This is a genomic window from Bradyrhizobium sp. USDA 4541, assembly GCF_024171085.1.
Taxonomy (GTDB): Bacteria; Pseudomonadota; Alphaproteobacteria; order Rhizobiales; family Xanthobacteraceae; genus Bradyrhizobium; species Bradyrhizobium australafricanum.
In genome coordinates this window covers 1,493,217-1,515,031 of sequence record NZ_JALJZF010000001.1, presented here as the reverse complement: position 1 = coordinate 1,515,031, position 21,815 = coordinate 1,493,217, and the positions used below count along the sequence as shown (strand labels likewise).

The following is a 21,815-nucleotide window of genomic DNA, read 5'->3' as shown; positions in this document are numbered from 1 at the left end:
ATCAATCCTCTCTGAATGCACCGCGGAAGCTGTCGAGCAGGGGCCTGAGCGCGTAAAGTGCGACGGTACCGCGCCCCGTGGTGATGAACACTTGAACCGGCATACCGGGGACGATCTGGAAGTCGTTTGCGGCGATCTGCGCATCGTCGATCCGGATCTTGGTCGCGTAGTATGGCTGGTCGGTACGCTTGTCGAGTAGCCGGTCTGCCGATACGTGCACGACGATTCCCTTCAGGCGCGGTACGCGACGCTGATTGTACGGCACGAGATGCACCTCGGCATTGAGGCCGGGATGAACCACATCAATGTCCTCGGGCCTCAGGCGGGCGGTCACGATGAGGCGGTCTTGCCGCGGCACCAGCTCCATGAGCGGAGCACCCGCCCCGATGACGCCGCCCGTCGTATGGATCCGCAAGTCGGTTATCACGCCGTCCTCAGGCGCCTTCACCTCCGTTCGCGATAGCTGGTCCCTGGCCGCAAGCAACCGTTCGCGGAGCTGGAACATCTGGTTCTGTGCTTCACGAAGCGACTGTGCGATCTCGCTCTGCCTGTCGCTCTCGAGCTTGAACAATGTGGCCTGCTGCTCGCTGATGACCTGCCCGGCGCGAGAAATCTGCGCGGTGATCTCGCCGCGGCGCCCCTCAACGTCGGCCAGTTCACGTTGCAGGTTCAGAAGCCGCGGCCGCCGTTCGAGTCCCTTGTTCACGAGCGTCGTGACCATATCCAGTTCTTCCCGGACGATGTCGACCCGCTGCCCGGTGGCGTTCTGCTGAGCCTTGAGACCTTCGATCTCCCTCTCGACTTGAAGCCTCCGTTCGCGAATGACCGCAAGCTGCGACTCATGAACCTGCCGGCGCGCCTGAAAAATGAACTGCTGCGCCGATACCGCGGCGGCGGCCACCCCATTTCGCTTGCTGTCCTGTTCCAGCGCGCTCGGGATTGCGATGCTCTCAAAGTTCTGCTGCTCGGCCTGAAGCCGTGCGGCACGAGCAATTGCATCCCACAACTGGCCTTGAAGGCTTTGCACCTCCGAACCGGGCCGTGTGTCGTCCAGCGCGATCAGCGTCTGTCCGCTTCGCACGATATCGCCGTCCGCAACCAGGATCTTCCTGACGATCCCGCCTTCCAGGTGCTGAATCGTCTTGCGGCTCGATTCTGATTCCACGACGCCGGAAGCGATCGCGGCGCTCTCGAGAGGCGCGAGGCACGCCCATGTGCCAAGCCCCAGCATGAAGCAGAGCACCAGCAGGTTGCCCGCCAGCGTGATACCGCGAAGCCGTCTACGCGGAGAGATGGGTGTCGGGGTCGCACACCATGGATATTCGAGGGGCTCGAAATCGTCGATCGCGGTAACCACGACTCCGAGCCGTCCGGCGAGCGGGGGGCTTGCCGGCGCTCGCACGAGCCGGTCCCAGATCGTGGGTAGCCTCGATATCGTGGGAAGCTTCCAGATGGTGAGAGGATTGCGGATCATGGCGCAATCCGCGATGTAACCTGGGGTCGGTTCAGGTGCCGCTCGAAGATCTCCTCGCTGTCGCCGAAAGCGACGACCGCCCCCTCTTCCATAATGGCAATCTTGTCTGTGGCTGCGAGGAGACCCATACGATGAGTGACGACGATCAGGATGACACCGGCGAGCTTCATGCGCTCGATAGCGTCCAGCAGCATTCGCTCGCCCCCGTAATCGAGACTGGCATTCGGTTCGTCGAGAACGATCAGGCGTGGACCGCCGAAAAAGGCCCTGGCAAGACCGAGGCGCTGCCGATATCCGCGCGAGAAGGATTTTTCACGGTGAACCACCGTGTCGTACCCGTGCGGCAGGCGCATGATCGCCTCATGAATTCCGACCAGCTTGGCCGCTTCCACGACCTTCCGCCGATCGGCATCATCAAGCCGTGCGATGATATCGCTTATCGTATCGCCGAGCAGGTCGATGTCCTGGGGGAGATAACCGAGACGGTGACCGCTTAGGCCCTCGCGAAGCAGCGAGACGTCGGTATTGTCGAGCAGGACACAGCCATGAGTTGGCGTCGACAGCCCGGCAATCACCCGGCCAAGCAGGGACTTGCCTGACCCGGACGCACCGATAATGCCAAGACATTCTCCGCTCGCGAGCGTGAACGAGACACCGTTCAGCAGAAGGTGATTGGTCCCCGATAGCCTCACGCCGACGTTGTCGACAACGAGACCGCTCGACGCTTGCCGCTGCGAAACCTCCGGATCCTGCCGTCCGGCGGCGGCGGGGGACGCGGCGAGAACCGCGCCGAGCCGCTGGCAGGCACTCACGGCCGTCCTGAGTGACTTCCAGCCTGCGATCGCACTTTCGACCGGCGCGAGCGCGCGGCTGAACATTAGTGTCGAAGCAAAAATGATCGCCGGACTCTTTCCGTGCTCGAGGACAAGCCACGCGGCAGCCCCCATTATCAACACCTGCGACAGCGCGCGGACCGGCTTGGTGACCAGCATCACGATCTCGCTTCGCCGGACTGCCACATCGTGCTCTCTGCGTGCCTGCTGCGCGTCATGATAGATCGCGCGCGCAGCGCTATCGAGCATTCCCATGGCGCGGATCATATGGATGTTGCCTGCGGCGGCCTGGAGGCGGCCGTAGCTTCTGGACAGCGCGGCGCCGGATCTGAGCAGAACGTCCTCGGTAACCAGATCTCCGGCAACCGTGAGAGCGAAGAGGAAAGCCACACAGCAGGCGCCCACCACGCCAAGCAGGGGATGGATGAGAAAGAGGACCAGGAGGAACAGGGGCGCCCAAAGTGCGTCGAACAGCATCGGACATGCGCCGGAATCGATGAACTGGCGCAGCACGGTGAGATCCCGATAGGCGTCCGACGCCCGCGTCCAATCGCTGCGAAACGCGGATTCGAGGCTGGCCGAAAGCACGCAAGGACGGAGCCGATCGTCGAGCCAGGCGCCAAGGCGACCCAGGACAGCGCGCCGCAAAGCATCGAACACGCCGCCGACCACGACCGTGATCGCGACAATGAGCGTGAGCAGGAGCAGCGTGTCGCCGCTCCGGCTCGACAACACCCTGTCGTAGATCTGAAGAAGGTAGATGGAGGGCGCAAACAAAAGCAGGTTGTAGCTGCAGCTATACGCGAATACGAGACCAAGCGGTCCCGCACAGGACCAAAGGGCCGCGTGCAGTGGCGTCGAGATCTGCGGCAGGACAGGCAACCGAATGGGCGGCATCAGCATGATCGTCACCGCCTGAAATCGGAGTCCGGCGCACTTGCCCGACGGCCAACGCGATCTGCCAAGAAGCGCATCGGCAGGGCATCGGCGGGCATCGGCTTGAACTGCGGGACCGGCAGCAATGGCCGCCGGTCCCGCCGTGGTCGGACGAGCCGATGGTCAGAATGTATCGAGGTGGAAGCTCACTTCTCCACCCAGCGCGGCGTTGCCGTCTCCGCCATTGCCGCCGATGCCGGCCAGGACCTCCTGGTGCTGGTCCACCGCGAGCTTGTTGATCTGAGTGGCATCCGTATTGGCATATACCTTGGAGGTATCGTGGCCGCTGTAGGATTTCTGGCTTCCGTTCGACTCGGCGCTTCCGCCATGGGCCTTCGCAAACACCGAGGCCGTCGCGTTTGCGCCGCCGGCGTCCCAATCTGCGGTCTGAGTGACGTGGTCGCCAGTGTTCACATGCACATCGGCGCCTTCTGCCTTGTTGGTTGGATCGAAGTTGAGGGTCGGCTTGCTGATGATAGCTCCCTTGAAGGTACCGTCGCCGCCATTTCCGACACTTTGACCACCGGTGTTGATCGATTTGAATTCGATCGAATCCGAGATGCTGATCGCCTTGGGCAACATTTGAGCCTCCGTCCTTGTGTTGGCTGTCGTGCATCATCCATCCCGATCAGGCGGACGCGCACGGGCGAGTCTGATCCGGCGATGCGCGCTGCCGATAGATGTCAAATCGGACACCATCCGGCTTGGTCGACCTACGTACGAAAGTATGACATTCGTCGCGCAACATCGGAGCTCGAAACATCGGGAGGCGCCCCTGCGCGAGATTTGCATGCGCAGGGAGTCCGCTACCTTGCGACCGGCCTGCGCGAGCGGTGCGATGTTTCGCTATGCCAACAGGTGAAGATCGGACAGAAGATGGGCGGAAAGATCGCCACCCAGCGCGAGATTGCCGTAGCCGCCGTCCCCACCAAGTCCGGCAATCTGGACCGCACTCTGGTCGATGTGCACGTTGTTGACCTGATCGGCCACGGCCGTCGAATGGGGCCCCGCGATTGCGATATTGACGGGTGCATAGATCGCGACGCTGACATCGATCAGGCTGCCGGCAAAATAGCCGTTGCCGCCGTTGCCTGCGCCGTTCGAGCCGGTCGCAATGGTGTCGGAGCCGCCCCACAAGCCGTGGGAAAGAAGGCTTGCATGGCCGCCCGTCGCGGCGTTGCCATTGCCGCCGTGCCCGCCCATAGCGGCGATCTGAACTACGGATTGATCCACGTTGGCGTCATTCGTCTGGACTGAATGAACGTTGGAGCCATAGCCCGCGACTGCGATGTTGATCGGGTCGTACACCAAGATCGAGGAATGCACGAGACTCCCGTGGAACGCGCCGTCGCCGCCATTGCCGGCCTGACTCCCGCCCGTTTGAACGTCCCAGACGCTTCCTCCGTTGCTTGATCCCCAACTGGGGTCGAGCGTGATGATGCTGCCGCCGACGGCCACATTGCCATTTCCGCCACTGCCGCCGACGCCCGCGACCTGCGTAGCCGATTGATCGATGTCGACTGTGTTCGATTGACTTGCATGGGCCGTGCCGCCTGAGCTCGCCACCGCAATATTGATCGGATGATAGATCACCACCGGAGCGTCCACCAACGCACCCGAGAAATGGCCGCTGCCGCCATTTCCGGCGCCGTTGTCGCCGCTCCCGATCACGCCGGGGCCCAGGGAAGCACTGATGCTGCCCCCCGATGCAAGGTTGTCATTCCCACCATGTCCGCCGACGCCGGCGATCTGAAAGGCGGATTGATCGACATTCAAATCGTTGGACTGGTTGGCCACGGCGGCCGAGCCGTATCCCAAACTCACCGAAATGTTGATCGGTTCATAGATCAACAGGGACGCGTGAATGATACCTCCGTAAAAGTAACCGTCTCCGCCGTTCCCGGCGGTGTTCGCCCCGCTCTCGATCGAAACGATGCCCGTCGCGGAATGGGATGCGCCGGCAGCAGGCTTCGTTGCCGAAGCATCCAGGCTCGCCGCAGTGTGGTTGCCGACGTGGCCGTACGTGTCGACCCCCGACGCGGTGGGATGGTCGGATTGGCCTGGGCCAGAGTCATAAGGCGGGGAATTCGACGTCGCGGGATGCGCATCGAGCCCTGCAAACGGGCTGCTCGGTGCCGGACCCGACTCGTCGTCACCATCGTGCCCATCGTCGCGATGAAAGGCGTGATGCAGCCGGATCCCGTCCGACATCCGCGAAAAATCCATCGTAGCCTTCCTCATCGCAATCGCTCCGCGCAATCGGGACGGGTTTTGCACTCCGGACAGAATGTCATCTTGGTAAGGTCGAAAGCCCAGCCGTCAGTTCGGATATAGCGCTTCGGATGGACGCCGTAACATCGGCTATATCCGTTCTGGCGCGGTTACAGCCTTTGTCGTTTTGCGCGGGCTGGCGTCGCCGGTGTGGTCCATCAGCCCGCCGCTCCCAGGCGGACGGGTTATAACCTCGTTCCGCCATTGCAATCGGGAAGCCGCTATCGCGGACCGCGAAAACCGCGCTACACTCGCCTCATGAGTGGGGCTGAACTTCACGCCGTTTTCGACGTCGCAGCATGGGGCGCGGCGGCCATCGCGATGTGGTGGCTGTCCCGGGTGCGGGGGCTGCAATTCCCGCGGCAATCCTTCGAGCTCACCTACATCGCCGCGCTGGTATTTGGCGCCGGCATCGGCGCCTACATCTTCGGCACGCTGAACCTGTGGTTCTCCGGCATGTCCGGCATCGCCCGCTCGGTCGAGGGCGCGCTGGCCGGCGGCATCGTCGCGATCGAGCTCTACAAATGGCGACACGGGATTTCGTTGCGCACCGGCGCGCGGTTCGCGCTGCCGCTTGCGATCGGCGTCGCGGTCGGCCGTCTCGGCTGCTATTTCGCGGGGCTCGAGGACTTCACCTATGGCACACCGACCACGCTGCCCTGGGGCCATGATTTCGGCGACGGCGTGCTGCGCCATCCGGTGCAGCTCTATGAAAGCTTGGCGATGGCGGGGTTCGCGGCATTCTATGCCTGGGCCGTATTGAACCGAAATGCCGCCGTCATCACCAACGGATTCTACCTCGTGCTGTTCTACTACGGGCTGCAGCGCTTCCTGTGGGAATTCATCAAGCCCTATGGCGCGCTGATCGGACCATTCTCGCTGTTTCACCTGCTGTCGCTGTTTGTCATGATTTACGCCGCCGTCATGCTGGCGACGGCGCCGAATGTGAGCTTGAAGCATGAACGCGCCGCTGCGTAACGCACGCCCTTACATCTTCTGGGGCCAGACCCAGTCGCTATGCGAAACTTGCCTCACCCTGGTGCCGACCAAGATCCAGATATCAGGCAACGAGGTCTGGTACGAGAAGCGCTGCAAGCAGCATGGCGTGCAGTCGACGCTGGTCTCGACGGATGCGGCCTATTGGCGGCTGTGCAAGGATTTCATCAAGCCCGGCGACCGGCCGCTCGCGTTCCAGCGCCACACCGAATTCGGCTGCCCCTATGATTGCGGACTGTGCCCCGACCACGAGCAGCACTCCTGCCTGGCGCTGATCGAGATTACCGAGCATTGCAATTTGACCTGCCCGGTATGCTTTGCGGATTCCTCGCCGGCGCGCACCAGCTTCACGCCGCTGGCGAAAATCGAGAAGATGCTGGACGCGCTGGTCGCGAGCGAGGGCGAGCCCGACCTGGTGCAGATCTCCGGCGGCGAGCCGACGCTGCATCCGGATTTCTTCGCCATTCTGGATGCGGTGCGCGCCCGCCCGATCCGCCATGTCATGATCAACACCAATGGCCTCAGGATCGCGCGCGAGCCCGACTTCGTGGCGAAGCTCGCCGAGAACAAGCGCGGGCTTGAGGTCTATCTGCAGTTCGATTCGCTGCAGCGCGAGGCGCTGGTCAATCTGCGCGGCGCGGACTTACGCAAGATCCGCCAACAGGCACTGGAGAATCTCGAGCGCCACGGCGTCTCGACCACGCTGGTCGCGACCATCAAGCGCGGCGTCAACGACGGCGAGATCGGCGACATCGTCCGTCACGCGCTGACCTGGAAGTGCGTCCGCGGCGTCACGCTGCAGCCGGTGCAGGATGCCGGCCGCAACGAGCATTTCAACAAGGACACCGACCGCATCATGCTGTCGGAGATCCGCCGGCGCGTGATCGAGACCGGGGTGTTCGGCGCTGACGACATGATCCCGTTGCCCTGCAATCCCGAGAGCATCTCGATCGGCTACGGCCTGCGCAACGGCGACAAGGTGCTGCCATTGACCTCGCTGATCCCGCAGGAGCAGCTCATCGCCGTGATGCCCAACACCATCAGCCCGGAGAAGTATCCGGTGTTGCGGGAGAAGTTTGTCGACCTGTTCTCGCTGTCGTCGGGGCCGCTGAACACATCGGAGCGGGTCTGCGAATTGCTGTGCTGCCTGCCGAGCTTCGAGGTGCCGGAGGGGCTTACCTACGAGAACGTGTTCCGCGTCACCATCGTGCAGTTTCTCGACCGCTTCAATTTCTGTGTCGGCAACGTCAAGCGAAGCTGCATCCACTTCGTCACCGAAAGCGGCGCGATCATCCCGTTCGACACCTACAATCTGTTCTACCGTGACGGCAAGATCGACGGCATCCGCGCCGCGCTGGCCGGCCAGACCTACCGTGAAGCCCGGCAAGGCGAGGAGGCGCCGCGATGAGCGAGACCAATCCACCGCCCATCCCGCCTGCACCACCGGAGCAACCCTACCAATACGTCCCGCCGCCACCGTCACCACGCAGCGGCTGCGCCACCGCGTTCATGGTGCTGTTCGGGCTGGTCCTGCTGCTGCCGGGGCTCTGCGCCCTGCTGTTCGGGTTCGGCGTCCTGAGCGAGTCGAAAACCGATCCCTCCATTCTGTTCCTGATCCTGCTCGGGCTCGCGGTCTGCTTCGCCGGCGTGATGCTGATCCGCGCCGCGATTAAGGGACGCTAGTCCGGGGTATCGTGAGCAGTTTTCAGCAAAACCCGGAACAGAGACAGCGCAACGGCTGCCTGACCGCCCTCATGCTGGTGGTAGGGGTGATCCTGCTGATCCCTGGCGTCCTGTGCGCCATTCTCAACGCCAAGATGGGCGCCGGGGCCGGCGGCGACCCCATCACCATGTTCGTGATGATGGTGGCGCTGGGTGGGCTTGGCCTGATCGTGTTCGCGATTACCCGGAAGTAGGACCTGAAAGCCCCTCAAAACCCGCCTTTGGAACCAAAATCAGCCCTCCAAACAGCCAATAAATCATTGTTTTTTGGCGTTTTCTGACTATATTGCGCCGCAACGCGCAAGGTGCCCGGTCCTCTGACCGGGCTTCCTTTTTGGGGTGATGCGTCCCCGTCAAATTTCTTGGGTATGAGCGTGATCCGGGCCCGAATGGGCCACGCGAGCGAGCGGCCGGCCAAACTGGTCCGGCGAGATCGCGCATCTGACCATTGCACGACCAGAAGAAGAGCCATGAACCTTCGCAACGTCGCCATCATCGCCCACGTCGACCACGGCAAGACCACCCTCGTCGACCGCCTGCTGCAGCAATCCGGCACCTTCCGCGAGAACCAGAAGGTCACCGAGCGCGCCATGGACTCCAACGACCTGGAGCGCGAGCGCGGCATCACCATCCTGGCCAAGGCCGCCTCGGTGCAGTGGAAGGACATCCGCGTCAACATCGTCGACACCCCCGGCCATGCGGACTTCGGCGGTGAGGTCGAGCGCATCCTCAACATGGTGGACGGCGCTCTGGTGCTGGTCGACGCCGCCGAGGGCCCGCTGCCGCAGACCAAGTTCGTGGTGTCGAAGGCGCTCAAGATCGGGCTGAAGCCGATCGTCGTGATCAACAAGGTCGACCGTCCCGACGCGCGCCCGACTGAAGTCATCAACGAGGTGTTCGACCTGTTCGCGGCGCTCGACGCCAGCGAGGAGCAGCTGGACTTCCCGATTTTGTACGGATCGGCCAAGCAGGGCTGGATGGCGGAAAGCCCGGAGGGTCCGAAAGACCTCGGCATGCAGCCGCTGTTCGACCTGATCGTACGTCACGTCGAGCCGCCGAAGGTCGAGGAAGGTCCGTTCCGCATGATCGGCACCATCCTCGAGGCCAACCCCTATCTCGGCCGCATCATCACGGGCCGCATCTCCTCGGGCTCGATCAAGCCGAACCAGCAGGTCAAGGTGCTATCCGCCGACGGCAAGCTGATCGAGAGCGGCCGCCTGACCAAGATCCTCGCCTTCCGCGGCCTTGAGCGGACCCCGCTCGAGGAGGCCGAGGCCGGCGACATCGTCGCGATCGCGGGCCTCACCAAGGGCACCGTTGCCGACACCTTCTGCGATCCCACCGTCGAGACGCCGCTGCCGGCGCAGCCGATCGATCCGCCGACGGTGTCGATGTCGTTCATCGTCAACAACTCGCCGCTCGCCGGCACCGAAGGCGACAAGGTGACCTCGCGCATGATCCGCGACCGCCTGATGCGCGAGGCCGAGGGCAATGTCGCGCTGCGCGTCGTCGAGGCCGCCGACAAGGATTCCATGGAAGTCTCCGGACGCGGCGAATTGCAGCTCGCGATCCTGATCGAGACCATGCGCCGCGAGGGCTTTGAGCTCTCGGTGTCGCGCCCGCGCGTCGTGCTGCAGAAGGACGAGGCGACCGGCGCCTGGCAGGAGCCGATCGAGGAAGTCGTGATCGACGTCGACGAGGAGCATTCCGGCGTCGTCGTGCAGAAGATGAGCGAGCGCAAGGCCGAGATGATCGAGATGCGCCCGTCCGGCGGCAACCGCCTGCGGCTGGTGTTCTACGCGCCGACCCGCGGCCTGATCGGCTACCAGGGCGAACTGCTCACCGACACCCGCGGCACCGCGATCATGAACCGCATCTTCCACGGCTATGCCGCCTACAAGGGCGAGATCCAGGGCCGCCGCAACGGCGTCCTGATCTCCAACGACCAGGGCGAAGCGGTGGCCTATGCGATGTTCAAGCTGGAAGACCGCGGCCCGATGATGATCGAGCCGGGCTGGAAGGTCTACAAGGGCATGATCGTCGGCGAACACACCCGCGACAACGACCTCGAGATCAACGTGCTGAAGGGCAAGCAGCTCACCAACATCCGCACCACCTCGAAGGACGAGGCGGTGCGCCTGACGCCGCCGATCCGGATGACGCTGGAAAAGGCGCTCGCCTATATCGAGGACGACGAGCTCGTCGAGGTGACGCCGAAGTCGATCCGACTGCGCAAGAAGCACCTCGACCCGAACGACCGCAAGCGCGCCGAAAAGGCCAAGGAAGCGGTGGCGTAAGCTGTCATGCCCCGGTTCGACCGGGGCATCCAGTACGCCGCGGCCCATCAGTTCAATCGCTACTGTCTCTGGAATACTGGATCACCCGCCTTCGCCTGCGCGGGTGATGACAGTCATGCATGTGGCGGCTTCAGGCCCGGCGGCGGACGTGCTAGAGCCGGGACATGACTTCCCCTCCCTCCACGGTCGATGTTGCCATCATCGGCGCCGGCGCCGCCGGCCTCGGTGCCGCGAATGCGCTGAAGGACTCCGGCCTCTCCACGATCGTGCTGGAAGCCCGCGACCGCCTCGGCGGCCGCGCGCATACGATTCAGGCCGCGCCTGACGTGGTGTTCGACGTCGGCTGCGGCTGGCTGCACTCGGCCGACCGGAACAGCTTTGTCGGCATCGCCCGGCAACTCAACTTCGAGCTCAACAAGGACTTGCCGCCGTGGCGCGAGCGCGCCTACGGCGAGGCGTTCCCGCAGGCGGCTCGCGACGACTTCACGCACGCACTCGACCAATTCTACGACCGCATCGAGCAGGCGGCGCGGCACGGCAAGGACTGCCCGGCCAGCCTGTATCTCGAGCCCGGCAACCGCTGGAACCCGATGATCGATGCGATCTCGACCTATGTAAACGGCAGCGAGCTCGACCAGGTCTCGATCCTCGATGTCGATGCCTATGAAGACACCGACATCAATTGGCGGGTGCGGCGCGGCTATGGCGCGCTGGTCGCGGCCTATGGCGCGCAGGTGCCGGTGGCGCTGAACTGCGAGGTCAGGCTGATCGATCACTCCGGCAAGCGCATCCGCATCGAGACCTCGCGCGGCACGGTTGAGGCGGACAAGGTGATCGTCACCGTGCCGACCAACCTGATCGCCGATCAGGCGATCCGCTTTTCGCCTGCGCTGCCGGACAAGCTCGACGCCGCGCGCGGCCTGCCGCTCGGCCTCGCCGACAAGGTGACGCTGGCGCTCGCCGAGCCCGAGGCGCTGCCGAAGGAAGGCAATCTGCGCGGCGCCACCATGCGCACCGAGATGGGCACCTATCACATCCGCCCGTTCGGCCAGCCCTGCATCGAAGGTTTCTTCGGCGGCCGTTTTGCGCGACAGCTTGAAGATGCCGGCGACGGCGCCATCGCCGCGCACAGCATCGACGAGATCGTCTCCTTTCTCGGCAGCGATTTCCGCCGCAAGCTGAAGCCGCTCAGCGAATCCCGCTGGGCCCATGACCCGTTCGCCCGCGGCTCCTACTCGCATGCACTGCCCGGCCACGCCGACAAGCGCGCCGTGCTGGCCGCGCCGGTCGACGGGCGGCTGTTCTTCGCCGGCGAAGCGACGTCGCCGGAGTTTTTCTCGACGGCGCACGGCGCGCGGGACTCGGGCGAGCGGGCGGCGAGGGAAGTGGCGGATGGATTTCCGCATAAGGGGTAGCCGTCAGATTGGTCATTCCGGGATGGTCCGAACGACCAGACTTCACTCCAGCACCCTCGCCCGCATATCCGCGTCGGGCAAGAAGCACGTCTCGTACTTCCCGAAGATGCGATAGCGGTTGCGGGCGATCAGGCTGTAGACGGCATCGCGCAGCGGCTTGGGGACCGCGAACAGTGTGCGGGTCCAGCGCCAGCCGGGCAGATGGCTCAGCACCGTCAGCGCCGCGTCGGATTTCATGTAGGCGACGCCGCCATGGACGACGGCGTTGGTGTCGGGGTCGTCAGGATCGATGCCGAAGCTCTTCGCCAGCCGCGTGCCGTAGCCGGACTGGATCGGCGTGAAGCGAAAGCGGCGTGCCGTGTCGCGGGCGATGACGAAGCGGACCCAGCGCGAGCAGAAGATGCAGACGCCGTCATAGAGGATCACGTCGTCGTCGGGCCAACTGCTCATATCGATTCCCTCAACGCGTTTTCTTCACGCGAACCGGTTCCCACTTCGCTCGAAAACGCTACCGGTTATCCAGGATCAACAGCGCGACCAGCATCAGCACGATCGCGGGTCCCGTCTTCACCAGCGCGCCGAGCGGCTCGATCCAGAGATCCGGCGTCAGGATCGCCGATCCCGCCATGTAACCGAGCGAGGCGACGATGCCCGCAACAAGACCGAACGCCGCGGTGCGGCGGATCGCGATCAGCACCCCGATGCTCATGTCCATCAGGCTGGTCAGCACCGTGACCGGCCCGACCAAGGCGGGCGGGAAATGGTGCGCACGCAAAATGCCCGCCGCGGCGTCGTAGGAGATCACCAGCGCGATGAAGCCGGACGCGACCCAGAACAACACGAGGCTTGCGAAGATCAGCGCCTTGATCAAAAACAACCGCGCGAACCATTTATCCTGAATGGTCGCGGGGCGGCCGCCGACCGCTTGCGCGATTGTCTTCGGCACGATGCCGGTCGCTTGCATCCAGCCTGCGGGATCGCCGGTGACGCCGCGGCGCAGCTCGGCGATCGCGGTGGAGCGCAGCGGCGGCATCCAGCCGAGCCGGCTTGCGAGATCGCCGAGGCGGGCGCCGAGATCGATCAGGACCGGCGGGGTCGCGATGCGGACATGCTTTGCCGTGCCGAACGACCGGCGGAACCGGGCGATGACGCCGCCGAGCGAAATCGGCTGCTCGTGCATCAGGTCCCATGTCACCGATCGCACCGCTTCATCGGCGACATCGCGCGCCGCAAGCCAGGCGATGGTGGCGGCGATATCCTCGACTGCGACCGGCTGGAACGGCGTCGCCGCCTCCTCGGCCGGCAGGTCGACCGGCAGCGCCGCCAGCGCCCGCAGCATGGCGCTGCCGCCATAGGCCGACGGCGCGATGACGAAGCCCGGACGCAGGATCGCGTGGGGAATCCCGGACGCCGCGATCAGCCGTTCGGCCTCGCGCTTGGTGGTGCTGAAGGCGGTGCGGTCCGCGTCGGCCGTGCCGGGAATCGAGATGTGGACGAGACGGATGGCGCGGTGGCTGTCACCGATCGCCTGCAACAGCCGCGCGACGAGGTCGCGATGCACCGCGCTTGTGTCGCTGCCCGGGCCATCCTGCAGCACGCCGAGGCAGTTCACGACGATGTTGACCTCGTGCGTGCGAAGCAGCTGCGTCAGCGCCGCGGCATCCATCGACATGACCGGCAGCTCGAGATCGGCCGCGCTCATTTTCTGCGCCGGCGTTAAGTGCCGCGCGATGCCGATCACGTGAAAGCCGCGCGCCCGCAGATCGTCGGTGATGGTGCGCCCGATCAGGCCTGAGGCGCCGAGCACGAGGATGTTGTGTGATGCGTCGTCACTCATGAGGCCCCAGACTATTTGGCGTCATTCCGGGGTGCGAAGCGAACCCGGAATCTCGAGATTCCCCGATGCGCAATTGCGCATCTGCGGTTCGATGCTTCGCATCGCCCCGGAATGACGACACTGCGCTAAAATGGTTTCGCGATCATCAGCCAGAGGATGATCATCACCGAGCCGAAGCCGGGAATACCGAACAGGATCCAGCGGCGAAACAGCGCAAAATAACGCGGCGGCAGCGGAAGACCTTTTTCGACGGCCGCCTGCGCAAGATTGCGCATCTCCATCTGCATGAAGACGACGGGAACCCAGAACACGCCGGCCAGCACATAGAGCGCAAGCGAAATCGCCAGCCAGCGCTCGGTGATGCTCGTTGCCGACAACAGCATCAGCAGTCCGCCGCTCACCGGCTGAAGCAGCACGGCACTCAGCGTGAAGATCATGTCCGCGATCACGACGGTCGCCGCCGTGCGCGCGATGAACGCCACATCCTGCGTGCGATGCGCCGCCAGCATGAAGAAGGCGATGCCGGTCCCGGTGCCCAGGATCACGATGGCCCCGAGCACGTGCAGATATTTGATCAGGAAGTAGAGCGTCATCGCAGTCCGCTCGTGATCAGGCCAACTTCGGCGCGCACAAATACCGCCGCTGCCATAGGCCGGTCGGGCGCGAAAATCCACTGCGGCGGGGCAGGCGTGGCGCGGTCGGAGTACCCACATCGCGTCTGGATTCGCCCGCAGAATCCCGGCCGCGAATCAGCCCCCGAATGAGCTTTTTCCAACTATGGCAGTGTCATACTGCGCTCGCGATCCACGCTTTGCACAGCTCCGGATCGGCGGTTGGCCGCTTGAACTCCGGCAAGTGTCCTCTTTCGGAACAAGTTCTCACGACACTGATGCAAAAAATCCACAGATTAACCGATAATTAACGATGGACCTTGAAGGCGGCCCGCCGACTTGCTTTGATTACACCCATGAGCACAACGCTAATCGAGGTCCGGCCGGCCAAAGCTGCAGACGCGGCGGCGGTGGCGTCTACCCATGACGAAGCCTGGCGCTCGGCGTATCAGGGAATCATCCCCGGCGCCGAACTCGAAAAGCTGATCAATCGCCGCGGCCCGCAGTGGTGGGACAGCGCCATCCGCAAGGGCAGCCGCGTCAGCGTGCTGGTGTTCGGCGACCGGGTCGCAGGCTACGCCAATTACGGCCGCAACCGCGCCCGCAGCCTGCATTTCGAAGGCGAGATCTACGAGCTCTATCTGCGGCCGGAATTCCAGGGGCTTGGCTTCGGCCGGCGCCTGTTCGCCTCCGCCCGCCGCGACCTGATGCAGAGCGGCCTCAAGAGCATGGTGATCTGGGCGCTCTCCGACAACGAGCCGGCAACCGAGTTTTACCGTGCGCTGGGCGGCCGGATGGTGGCGCGCTCTTCGGAGCGGTTCGGGCCCAAGTCGCTCGACAAGGTCGCTTTCGCCTGGGCCAACTGAAAATCCTGCTTCTCTCGCAGCTGCAGCAAGGCTAAACCAGCCTCCAGCGCTGCGCGCGTCGGCCAGCCCGGTCTCAAGGCCGGGCCGGGAGCCGTTTCGCGGCCCGGCGGCGCCAACCAAAAAATCACATCGTTCTCAACTTCCAGAGGCCACGCGGAGCAATCCATGCGTATCGACGCCATATCGATCGGAAAAAATCCGCCCCACGACGTCAACGTCATCATCGAGGTTGCCGTCGGCGGCGAGCCAATCAAGTACGAAATGGACAAGGAAGCCGGCACGCTCGTGGTGGACCGGTTCCTCTACACGCCGATGCGCTATCCCGGCAATTACGGCTTCATCCCGCACACGCTGTCCGGCGACGGCGATCCCTGCGACGTGCTGATCGTCAACACCCGCGCGATCGTGCCGGGCGCGGTGATGAGCGTCCGCGTGGTCGGCGTGCTCCTGATGGAGGACGAGGCCGGCGGCGACGAGAAGATCATCGCGGTGCCGTCATCGAAGCTGACCCAGCGCTACGACAAGGTGCAGAACTACAGCGACCTGCCCGACATCACGCTGCAGCAGATCCAGCACTTCTTCGAGCACTACAAGGACCTCGAGAAAGGCAAGTGGGTGAAGGTGCTGCGCTGGGGCGACGCCGACGAAGCCCGCAGGCTGATCCTCGAAGGCATCGAGCGCGCGAAGAAGAAGTGACTAACCTCGCCCCGCTTGCGGGGAGAGGTCGGATCGCATGTAGCGGGGCGGAATGCGATCCGGGTGAGGGGGTACAGGTCTCTCGACAATCCCACCTCGGAGAGGGGCCCCTCACCCCAACCCTCTCCCCGCAAGAGCGGGGCGAGGGAGCATTTCACACCGCCGGCGCCGGCAGGCCGGCAATCGCGCAGGCGGCGCGCAGCGTGTTGACCAGGAGGCACGCCACCGTCATCTGCCCGACGCCGCCGGGCACCGGCGTGATTGCGCCGGCGACATTGAGCGCTTCCTGGAACGCGACATCGCCGACCAGCTTCGGCTTGCCGCCGGGCACCGGAATGCGGTTGATGCCGACATCGATCACCGTCGCGCCCGGCTTCAGCCAGTCGCCCCGCACCATCTCGGGCCGGCCGACCGCGGCATAGACCAGATCGGCCTGGGCGCAGAGCTTTGGCAGATCGCGCGAGCGCGAATGCGCGATCGTCACCGTCGCGTTCTCGTTCAGCAGCAATTGCACCAGCGGACGACCGACCAGATTGGAGCGGCCGATCACGATCGCGTTCATGCCCTCCAGCGAGGCGTGCACGCTCTTGGTCAGGATGATGCAGCCGAGCGGCGTGCAGGGCGACAGCGCGGCCAGGCCTCCGGCGAGCCGGCCGGCATTGTTGGGGTGCAGGCCATCGACGTCCTTGGCCGGATCGATCGCGTTGATGATGGTCTCGGTGTGCAGCGACTTCGGCAGCGGCAGCTGCACCAGGATGCCATGCACCATGGGATCGCAGTTGAGCCGCGCGATCAGCGCCAGCAGATCGGCCTGCGACACATCCTCCGGCAGCTTGTGCTCGAACGAGGCCATGCCGGCGGCCTGGGTCTGGGTGTGCTTGCTGCGGACATAGACCTCGCTCGCGGGATCATGGCCGACCAGCACGACGGCGAGCCCCGGCGTGAGCTGGTGGTCGCGCTTGACGCGGGCGACCTCGTCGGCGACGCGGGCGCGAAGCTCGGCGGCGATGGCTTTTCCGTCGATGATGCGGGCAGTCATGTCAGTCCCTTGTCTGCTGGTTCGGCTTGGCCGCAGTCAGCTTCCTCAATGTATCGCCGAGCCCTTTCGGATCGCCGTCCACCGCGACCTGCTTGAGCCGCGAGGTGGCGCCGGACAGCAGCTTCACCCTGGCTTTCGGCACGCCGAGCGCCTTGGCCAGCAGCTCAGTCACCGCACGGTTGGCCTCGCCGCCCTCGGCGATGGCGCGCACCCGCACCTTCACCACCGAACGGCCGTTGGCCAGCGTCTCGATCCCGTCGATGTCGTCGCGGCCGCCGCGCGGCGTCACGCGCAGCGCGATGCTGATGCCCTCGGTGGAATAGCGCCACGGATCCATCAAGGCCACGTCGAGAAAGGGTCAGATCACGTTGGGATAGATGTAATAGGCGATCACCCGCTGGATGAACATGATGATCAGGATCACGATGATCGGCGAGATATCGAGCCCGCCCAGATTCGGCATCACGTTGCGGATCGGCCGCAGCACCGGCTCGGTGATCCGGTAGAGGAACTCGGCCACCGCGGAAACGAACTGGTTGCGCGTGTTGACCACATTGAAGGCGACCAGCCAGGACAGGATGGCGGAGGCGATCAGCAGCCAGACATAGAGGTCGAGGATGATGATGACGATGTCGAGAACAGCGCGCATATGAGGGGGGCTCGCGGGTAAGACAACCGATTGAAGCGCAACGAGACCGGACTGAGCCGCCATCGCGCTTCTTGTTTGAGCAGGATCGTTTCGGAAAACCGCTATGCACTGGGCGCTCGGGCGGTCCGCCGGGTCGGGATCACGCCCTAGATATCGGTTCATCCCCCCGCAAACAAGGGAAGTTCCCGGCGGGACGGGCCGAAAACCGCGCTTTCACCGTTCTTGACTTGACCTTGGGCGGGACTGTAAATGGCGCCCGACTGACGGCCGGGATACTCAGCAACACCCGGCCGCGATGGGGCCATAGCTCAGCTGGGAGAGCGCGTCGTTCGCAATGACGAGGTCGGCGGTTCGATCCCGCCTGGCTCCACCAGCCTTCGCTCGCTTCGCGAGCTTCGGCTCGGCAAGCCCGGATAGTCCATCGCAGCGATGCGAGCGAAGGCTGCCGCGGCGTAGCCCGAAGGGCGAAGCCGGGCCGAGGCAATCTGCCCACGCCCAAAGGGCGAAGTCGGACTTTATCCGTTAGCCCCCTCACGTCCCGGTAAACCGCGGCGGCCGCTTCTCCACAAAGCTCGCGACGCCTTCCCGGAAATCATTGCCCTTCAGCGCGATCTGCATCTCGCGGTTGGCATCGATGGTGGCTTCGGCGAGCGTCTGGAACGGCACGTCGTAGATCTGGCGCTTGATCACCGCGATCGCGCTCGGCGAGACGAAATCGGCGAGGTCGCGGGCATAGGCATAGGTCTCCTCGCGCAGCTTCTCCGGCGCGGAGAGCCGGTTGACGAGGCCGATGCGCAGCGCCTCCTCGGCCGACACCCGCCGCGCCGACATCAGCAGATCGAGCGCGTTGGCATGGCCGACGATACGCGGCAGCATCCAGCTGATGCCGTGTTCGGCGATCAGGCCGCGCCGCGCGAAGGCGGTGGTGAACACCGCGGTGTCAGCGGCGAAGCGCAAATCGCAATAGAGCGCGTGGACCAGGCCGATGCCGGCGGTGGCGCCGTTGAGCATCGCGATCACGGGCTTCCTGATCGCGGGGTAGTAGGCGTGGCGCGTCTGCCAGTCGGCGCGGCGGTTCATGTCGAACGGGATGTTCTCGCCGCGCCTGACCTCGTTGGGATCGATCCCCTTCAGCGCGTCCATGTCGGCGCCGGCGCAGAAGCCGCGGCCCGCGCCGGTCAGCACGATGACGCGAACGTTGTCGTCGTTGGCCGCCGTCTCCATCGCGTGGCGCACGTCGCGCTCCATGATCGCGGTCCACGCATTCATGCGATCGGGGCGATTGAGCGTGATGGTCGCGATCCTGTCGCTGACCTCATAGAGGATGTGCTCGTAGCTCACGGCGATCTCCCTGTGCCTTGTTGTTATCGATACGCGCGGCGATGCGGCCTGCGCGCGGCGGCCGACAGTAGCACATTCACCAGAATGAAAAGCCGGCGCGAAATTCCGCGTGGCGGCTATTCAGCGGCCTGCAGCAGCTGCCGCTGCGGCACGCGCGCGATCCAGCCGTCGATGAAATGCTTCAGCCACGCGCGCTCGGCGGCATCGTGCACGGCACGCTCGGCGAAGTGCAGATGGCCCGGTTGTGCGCCCGGCGAATCCATCCGTGCGCAACCGCGTGTGGTCCAGCGATGCATCATCGCGTAGGTCACGTCGGGATGGAATTGCAGGCCGAAGGCGTTGCCGAACTGGAACGCCTGCACCGGGAAATCGTCGCCCGCCGCGAGCAGGTCGGCGCCGGCGGGCAATTGAAATCCCTCGCCGTGCCAGTGATAGACCCGCGCCGGCCAGTCCGGGCAGAGCGCGCGGCCCGCCTCGGTCGGCCTGACCGGATAATAGCCGACCTCGACACGGCCTTGCGGATGCGGCGCGACCTCGGCGCCGAGCTGCCGCGCCAGCATCTGCGCGCCGAGGCAGATGCCCAGAAACGGACGCTGCTCGCGCAGCGGAACAGCGATCCAGTCGATCTCGCGCCGCACATAGTCGTCGCCATCATTGGCGCTCATCGGACCGCCGAAGATCACCGCGCCGGCATGCGCATCGAGCGTTTCGGGCAGCGCGTCGCCGAAGCGCGGGCGGCGGATGTCGAGGCGGTAACCCAGCGCGCGCAGGGCGTTGCCGATCCGGCCGGGAGTCGATGTCTCCTGATGCAGCACGATCAGCACCGGCCGCAACGAGATCTGATCCAAGACTTGATCCCTGGGCGTGACCGCGGCCGGCCTTCGGCTGGCGAAGGGCACCACGACACGGCTCTGGTCAGTCCGGAACGACATTGCCTCTGCTTAAAGTTTCGGCACGTAAGGCGCGATCATAGCTAAGTGGTCGTTAACATCGTGTGAGTTTGCACATACCCAGGCGAAGCAAATCGCGGGCCAGAAACAGCCTTAGCGGCAACGAGTGGGCTTTCCAGGGCAGCTAGCGCTTGCGGAGCTGGAATCCGCCGACCGCCGTCAGGATGAAGTCGCGCGGAAACAGCCGGAGCAGGAACGGCACCAGCTTAATGAAGGTGCCGGGCAGCACCGCGCGCTTGTTGGCCATCAACCCGCGATAGGCCTGACGGGCCACCTCTTCCGGTGAAACGTTGAGGATGGCGGAATCGAATCCAGGGGCAAATCCGGCGCGATCCTGAAACTCCGATGGTACCGGGCCCGGGCAACACACGGTGACACGCACGCCCTGCGGCGCCAGCTCACAGCGCAACGCCTCGGTAAACGACAACACATAGGCCTTGCTGGCGTAGTACACGGCCATGCCGGGGCCCGGCAGAAATCCGGCGATCGAGCCGAGATTGAGGATGCCGCCGCGGTTGCGGATCAGCTGGTCGGCAAAGCGCAGCGTCAGATCGGTCAGCGCGCGGATATTGACATTGATGATGTTGAGCTGCTCGGCGCGGTCGCGCTCGATGGCGCGGCCGAACAGGCCGAAGCCGGCATTATTGACGAGAAATTCGACCTCGACCCCGGCGTCGGTCAGGGCCTGCGCGATCCGGTCGCCCGCATCGGCGTGCTGGAGATCACAGGGGATCACAATCGGCGCTGCGCCGCCCTTGGCCCCGAGTTCGTCGGCGAGCGCCTTCAGGCGGTCGGCGCGCCGCGCCACGAGCGCCACACGGTGACCATTCGATGCAAACACGCGCGCCAGTTCGGTGCCTATGCCCGCCGATGCCCCGGTTATCAGCGTCACACGCTCGGTCACGTTTCAAACTCTTACTGCAAATTCTAGTGAGGTCCCCAACAAGCCGACGAGAGCATAGGCATGCGGTGGGACGCAAGCCGTGTGTAAGCTTGTGGACAGTGGCGAGGCACCAGTTTTGTGATGAAACGCCAGATTTTCAGTCGGATCGCCCACAATCGCGGCGGACATTAAAATTTCGTCATCCCTGATACCGGTGACGATGCCTCCGCCGGCGCGGGCAATCGCGTCAGATTGCGGCGTCCGCCGTGCCCCAGGGGCCCTTTGGCAGCGCCGCCTGCTTCTCGGCAACCCGATGCTTGAGATCGATGCGGTCGCGCGAGGAAATGCCGAGCAGATCGGCGGCGCGCCAGACCACATTGTCCTCGAACTCGCTGACCTGACCGTCGGCATAGACCAGCTCCCACATCATCTCGACGATGCGCAGGCGTCCCTCCTCGTTCACCGAGCGCATGATCACACTGGTAAAGTGATAGAGATCGACGGCCTCGCCCTCGACGCGCATGGCAGAGGCGATCAGCTTGTCGGCCGCGCCGCGATCGAGTTGGAAACGGCTCTCGATCAGGCCGTGCAGCTTGCGCGTCTCGGCAGGCGTCGGCTCGCCATCCAGCGAGACGACATGCACCAGCAGCGCCGTCGCCGCCAGGCGATAGTCGCCGTCATCGAAGGTGCGGTCGGCCTGGGCGTCGGGGGAAACGATATCGGCAATGAATTGGCGAAGTCCGTCGAGCATCGTTCTCTCTGTGGAATGAAGTCTGCCTGATTTGAGCGCGATCTATCCGGCTATCAAGTTTTTCCGGATCCCGCTCCGTTGAAATCTATATGGCGTGGAAACAGAACCGGTGCAATCCGCGCAGGTTCCCGCTGCGACATTACGTTTCGGCAACATGGATTGAGTCATTCCGGGGCGATGCGAAGCATCGAACCCGGAATCTCGAGATTCCCCGATGCGCAATTGCGCATCTGAGGTCTGGTCCTGAC

General features: G+C 64.4%; 22 protein-coding genes and 1 tRNA gene. 9 read left to right on the top strand and 14 right to left on the bottom strand.

The window, feature by feature from the left end:
* Nucleotide 1: 1 nt before the first annotated feature.
* The 4 genes from J2R80_RS07155 to J2R80_RS07140 form a co-directional block, all read right to left on the bottom strand.
* Entirely contained in the window at nucleotides 2-1,474 is a 1,473-nt protein-coding gene (locus tag J2R80_RS07155; RefSeq protein WP_253638275.1) for an HlyD family type I secretion periplasmic adaptor subunit, read from the bottom strand.
* Nucleotides 1,471-3,210 carry a type I secretion system permease/ATPase gene (locus tag J2R80_RS07150; protein WP_082654102.1) on the bottom strand — a complete coding sequence of 580 codons (1,740 nt, stop codon included), beginning with the start codon at nucleotides 3,208-3,210 and terminating at the stop codon, nucleotides 1,471-1,473. The genes J2R80_RS07155 and J2R80_RS07150 overlap by 4 nt, the downstream gene beginning before the upstream one ends.
* 156 nt (nucleotides 3,211-3,366) lie before the next feature.
* Nucleotides 3,367-3,825, bottom strand: coding sequence for a hypothetical protein (locus tag J2R80_RS07145; protein WP_028343759.1), 459 nt, complete (start codon nucleotides 3,823-3,825; stop codon nucleotides 3,367-3,369).
* A gap of 264 nt (nucleotides 3,826-4,089) precedes the next feature.
* The gene (locus tag J2R80_RS07140) at nucleotides 4,090-5,469 is read right to left on the bottom strand and encodes a hypothetical protein (protein ID WP_253638274.1); all 1,380 of its coding nucleotides are present in this window, start codon (nucleotides 5,467-5,469) and stop codon (nucleotides 4,090-4,092) included.
* A 303-nt stretch (nucleotides 5,470-5,772) separates the two neighbouring features.
* Here J2R80_RS07140 and J2R80_RS07135 point away from each other — a divergent pair, with 303 nt between their 5' ends.
* From J2R80_RS07135 to J2R80_RS07110, 6 genes are all read left to right on the top strand, one after another.
* Nucleotides 5,773-6,492 carry a prolipoprotein diacylglyceryl transferase gene (locus J2R80_RS07135; RefSeq protein ID WP_057021306.1) on the top strand — a complete coding sequence of 240 codons (720 nt, stop codon included), beginning with the start codon at nucleotides 5,773-5,775 and terminating at the stop codon, nucleotides 6,490-6,492.
* Nucleotides 6,473-7,918, top strand: coding sequence for a radical SAM protein (locus J2R80_RS07130; RefSeq protein ID WP_253638273.1), 1,446 nt, complete (start codon nucleotides 6,473-6,475; stop codon nucleotides 7,916-7,918). Before J2R80_RS07135 ends, J2R80_RS07130 begins: the two co-directional genes overlap by 20 nt.
* Nucleotides 7,915-8,193 (top strand): hypothetical protein, encoded by a 279-nt coding sequence (locus J2R80_RS07125; RefSeq protein WP_253638272.1) that lies wholly within the window; start codon nucleotides 7,915-7,917, stop codon nucleotides 8,191-8,193. Before J2R80_RS07130 ends, J2R80_RS07125 begins: the two co-directional genes overlap by 4 nt.
* Before the next feature lie 11 nt (nucleotides 8,194-8,204).
* A complete protein-coding gene (locus J2R80_RS07120; RefSeq protein WP_057021309.1) occupies nucleotides 8,205-8,426 on the top strand; it encodes a hypothetical protein in 222 nt (73 codons plus the stop codon).
* 276 nt (nucleotides 8,427-8,702) lie between these two features.
* Nucleotides 8,703-10,529, top strand: a complete 1,827-nt coding sequence (gene typA / locus J2R80_RS07115) for a translational GTPase TypA (protein ID WP_016847242.1) — start codon at nucleotides 8,703-8,705, stop codon at nucleotides 10,527-10,529.
* A gap of 164 nt (nucleotides 10,530-10,693) precedes the next feature.
* Nucleotides 10,694-11,944, top strand: a complete 1,251-nt coding sequence (locus tag J2R80_RS07110; RefSeq protein ID WP_253638271.1) for an NAD(P)/FAD-dependent oxidoreductase — start codon at nucleotides 10,694-10,696, stop codon at nucleotides 11,942-11,944.
* Nucleotides 11,945-11,986: 42 nt separating this feature from the next.
* Here J2R80_RS07110 and J2R80_RS07105 read toward each other — a convergent pair whose 3' ends face one another.
* The 3 genes from J2R80_RS07105 to J2R80_RS07095 form a co-directional block, all read right to left on the bottom strand.
* Nucleotides 11,987-12,394, bottom strand: a complete 408-nt coding sequence (locus J2R80_RS07105; RefSeq protein WP_253638270.1) for a thiol-disulfide oxidoreductase DCC family protein — start codon at nucleotides 12,392-12,394, stop codon at nucleotides 11,987-11,989.
* 58 nt (nucleotides 12,395-12,452) lie between these two features.
* Nucleotides 12,453-13,781, bottom strand: coding sequence for an SDR family oxidoreductase (locus tag J2R80_RS07100; RefSeq protein ID WP_253638269.1), 1,329 nt, complete (start codon nucleotides 13,779-13,781; stop codon nucleotides 12,453-12,455).
* A 125-nt stretch (nucleotides 13,782-13,906) separates the two neighbouring features.
* Nucleotides 13,907-14,374 carry a DUF2269 domain-containing protein gene (locus tag J2R80_RS07095; protein WP_076834978.1) on the bottom strand — a complete coding sequence of 156 codons (468 nt, stop codon included), beginning with the start codon at nucleotides 14,372-14,374 and terminating at the stop codon, nucleotides 13,907-13,909.
* 374 nt (nucleotides 14,375-14,748) lie between these two features.
* On the opposite strand from J2R80_RS07095, the gene J2R80_RS07090 reads away from it, so the two are divergent.
* Together J2R80_RS07090 and ppa are read left to right on the top strand one after the other, a co-directional pair.
* Nucleotides 14,749-15,258, top strand: a complete 510-nt coding sequence (locus J2R80_RS07090) for a GNAT family N-acetyltransferase (protein WP_028343770.1) — start codon at nucleotides 14,749-14,751, stop codon at nucleotides 15,256-15,258.
* A 165-nt stretch (nucleotides 15,259-15,423) separates the two neighbouring features.
* Nucleotides 15,424-15,954 (top strand): inorganic diphosphatase, encoded by a 531-nt coding sequence (ppa, locus tag J2R80_RS07085; protein WP_028337382.1) that lies wholly within the window; start codon nucleotides 15,424-15,426, stop codon nucleotides 15,952-15,954.
* 154 nt (nucleotides 15,955-16,108) lie between these two features.
* On the opposite strand, the gene folD is transcribed toward ppa, so the two are convergent.
* The 3 genes from folD to J2R80_RS07070 are packed head-to-tail and all read right to left on the bottom strand — an operon-like array spanning nucleotide 16,109 to nucleotide 17,642.
* Nucleotides 16,109-16,993, bottom strand: coding sequence for a bifunctional methylenetetrahydrofolate dehydrogenase/methenyltetrahydrofolate cyclohydrolase FolD (gene folD / locus J2R80_RS07080; protein WP_253638268.1), 885 nt, complete (start codon nucleotides 16,991-16,993; stop codon nucleotides 16,109-16,111).
* Between the two features lies 1 nt (nucleotide 16,994).
* Nucleotides 16,995-17,330, bottom strand: a complete 336-nt coding sequence (locus tag J2R80_RS07075) for a DUF167 domain-containing protein (RefSeq protein ID WP_016847251.1) — start codon at nucleotides 17,328-17,330, stop codon at nucleotides 16,995-16,997.
* Between the two features lie 21 nt (nucleotides 17,331-17,351).
* Nucleotides 17,352-17,642, bottom strand: a complete 291-nt coding sequence (locus tag J2R80_RS07070) for a YggT family protein (protein WP_016847252.1) — start codon at nucleotides 17,640-17,642, stop codon at nucleotides 17,352-17,354.
* A 297-nt stretch (nucleotides 17,643-17,939) separates the two neighbouring features.
* On the opposite strand from J2R80_RS07070, the gene J2R80_RS07065 reads away from it, so the two are divergent.
* Nucleotides 17,940-18,015 (top strand) — tRNA-Ala (locus tag J2R80_RS07065).
* Between the two features lie 158 nt (nucleotides 18,016-18,173).
* Here J2R80_RS07065 and J2R80_RS07060 read toward each other — a convergent pair.
* The 4 genes from J2R80_RS07060 to J2R80_RS07045 all read right to left on the bottom strand — a co-directional run bounded on the left by J2R80_RS07060 (nucleotide 18,174) and on the right by J2R80_RS07045 (nucleotide 21,567).
* Entirely contained in the window at nucleotides 18,174-18,983 is an 810-nt protein-coding gene (locus J2R80_RS07060) for an enoyl-CoA hydratase (protein WP_253638267.1), read from the bottom strand.
* Nucleotides 18,984-19,099: 116 nt separating this feature from the next.
* Complete coding sequence (locus J2R80_RS07055; RefSeq protein ID WP_253638266.1) at nucleotides 19,100-19,915, bottom strand: glutamine amidotransferase; 816 nt, start codon at nucleotides 19,913-19,915, stop codon at nucleotides 19,100-19,102.
* A 142-nt stretch (nucleotides 19,916-20,057) separates the two neighbouring features.
* Nucleotides 20,058-20,837 (bottom strand): SDR family oxidoreductase, encoded by a 780-nt coding sequence (locus tag J2R80_RS07050; RefSeq protein ID WP_076834982.1) that lies wholly within the window; start codon nucleotides 20,835-20,837, stop codon nucleotides 20,058-20,060.
* Between the two features lie 226 nt (nucleotides 20,838-21,063).
* Nucleotides 21,064-21,567 (bottom strand): TerB family tellurite resistance protein, encoded by a 504-nt coding sequence (locus J2R80_RS07045; RefSeq protein WP_016847256.1) that lies wholly within the window; start codon nucleotides 21,565-21,567, stop codon nucleotides 21,064-21,066.
* Nucleotides 21,568-21,815 lie beyond the last annotated feature (248 nt).

Bases quoted from the DNA above. Each gene is read 5' to 3' on its own strand.
- typA (WP_016847242.1), top strand. From the start codon at position 8,703: ATGAACCTTCGCAACGTCGCCATCATCGCCCACGTCGACCACGGCAAG.
- J2R80_RS07100 (WP_253638269.1), bottom strand. From the start codon at position 13,781: ATGAGTGACGACGCATCACACAACATCCTCGTGCTCGGCGCCTCAGGC.
- J2R80_RS07155 (WP_253638275.1), bottom strand. From the start codon at position 1,474: ATGATCCGCAATCCTCTCACCATCTGGAAGCTTCCCACGATATCGAGG.
- J2R80_RS07095 (WP_076834978.1), bottom strand. From the start codon at position 14,374: ATGACGCTCTACTTCCTGATCAAATATCTGCACGTGCTCGGGGCCATC.
- J2R80_RS07145 (WP_028343759.1), bottom strand. From the start codon at position 3,825: ATGTTGCCCAAGGCGATCAGCATCTCGGATTCGATCGAATTCAAATCG.
- J2R80_RS07130 (WP_253638273.1), top strand. From the start codon at position 6,473: ATGAACGCGCCGCTGCGTAACGCACGCCCTTACATCTTCTGGGGCCAG.
- J2R80_RS07045 (WP_016847256.1), bottom strand. From the start codon at position 21,567: ATGCTCGACGGACTTCGCCAATTCATTGCCGATATCGTTTCCCCCGAC.
- J2R80_RS07075 (WP_016847251.1), bottom strand. From the start codon at position 17,330: ATGGATCCGTGGCGCTATTCCACCGAGGGCATCAGCATCGCGCTGCGC.
- J2R80_RS07070 (WP_016847252.1), bottom strand. From the start codon at position 17,642: ATGCGCGCTGTTCTCGACATCGTCATCATCATCCTCGACCTCTATGTC.
- J2R80_RS07055 (WP_253638266.1), bottom strand. From the start codon at position 19,915: ATGTCGTTCCGGACTGACCAGAGCCGTGTCGTGGTGCCCTTCGCCAGC.
- J2R80_RS07110 (WP_253638271.1), top strand. From the start codon at position 10,694: ATGACTTCCCCTCCCTCCACGGTCGATGTTGCCATCATCGGCGCCGGC.
- J2R80_RS07125 (WP_253638272.1), top strand. From the start codon at position 7,915: ATGAGCGAGACCAATCCACCGCCCATCCCGCCTGCACCACCGGAGCAA.
- J2R80_RS07140 (WP_253638274.1), bottom strand. From the start codon at position 5,469: ATGGATTTTTCGCGGATGTCGGACGGGATCCGGCTGCATCACGCCTTT.
- folD (WP_253638268.1), bottom strand. From the start codon at position 16,993: ATGACTGCCCGCATCATCGACGGAAAAGCCATCGCCGCCGAGCTTCGC.
- J2R80_RS07135 (WP_057021306.1), top strand. From the start codon at position 5,773: ATGAGTGGGGCTGAACTTCACGCCGTTTTCGACGTCGCAGCATGGGGC.
- ppa (WP_028337382.1), top strand. From the start codon at position 15,424: ATGCGTATCGACGCCATATCGATCGGAAAAAATCCGCCCCACGACGTC.
- J2R80_RS07105 (WP_253638270.1), bottom strand. From the start codon at position 12,394: ATGAGCAGTTGGCCCGACGACGACGTGATCCTCTATGACGGCGTCTGC.
- J2R80_RS07090 (WP_028343770.1), top strand. From the start codon at position 14,749: ATGAGCACAACGCTAATCGAGGTCCGGCCGGCCAAAGCTGCAGACGCG.
- J2R80_RS07150 (WP_082654102.1), bottom strand. From the start codon at position 3,210: ATGCTGATGCCGCCCATTCGGTTGCCTGTCCTGCCGCAGATCTCGACG.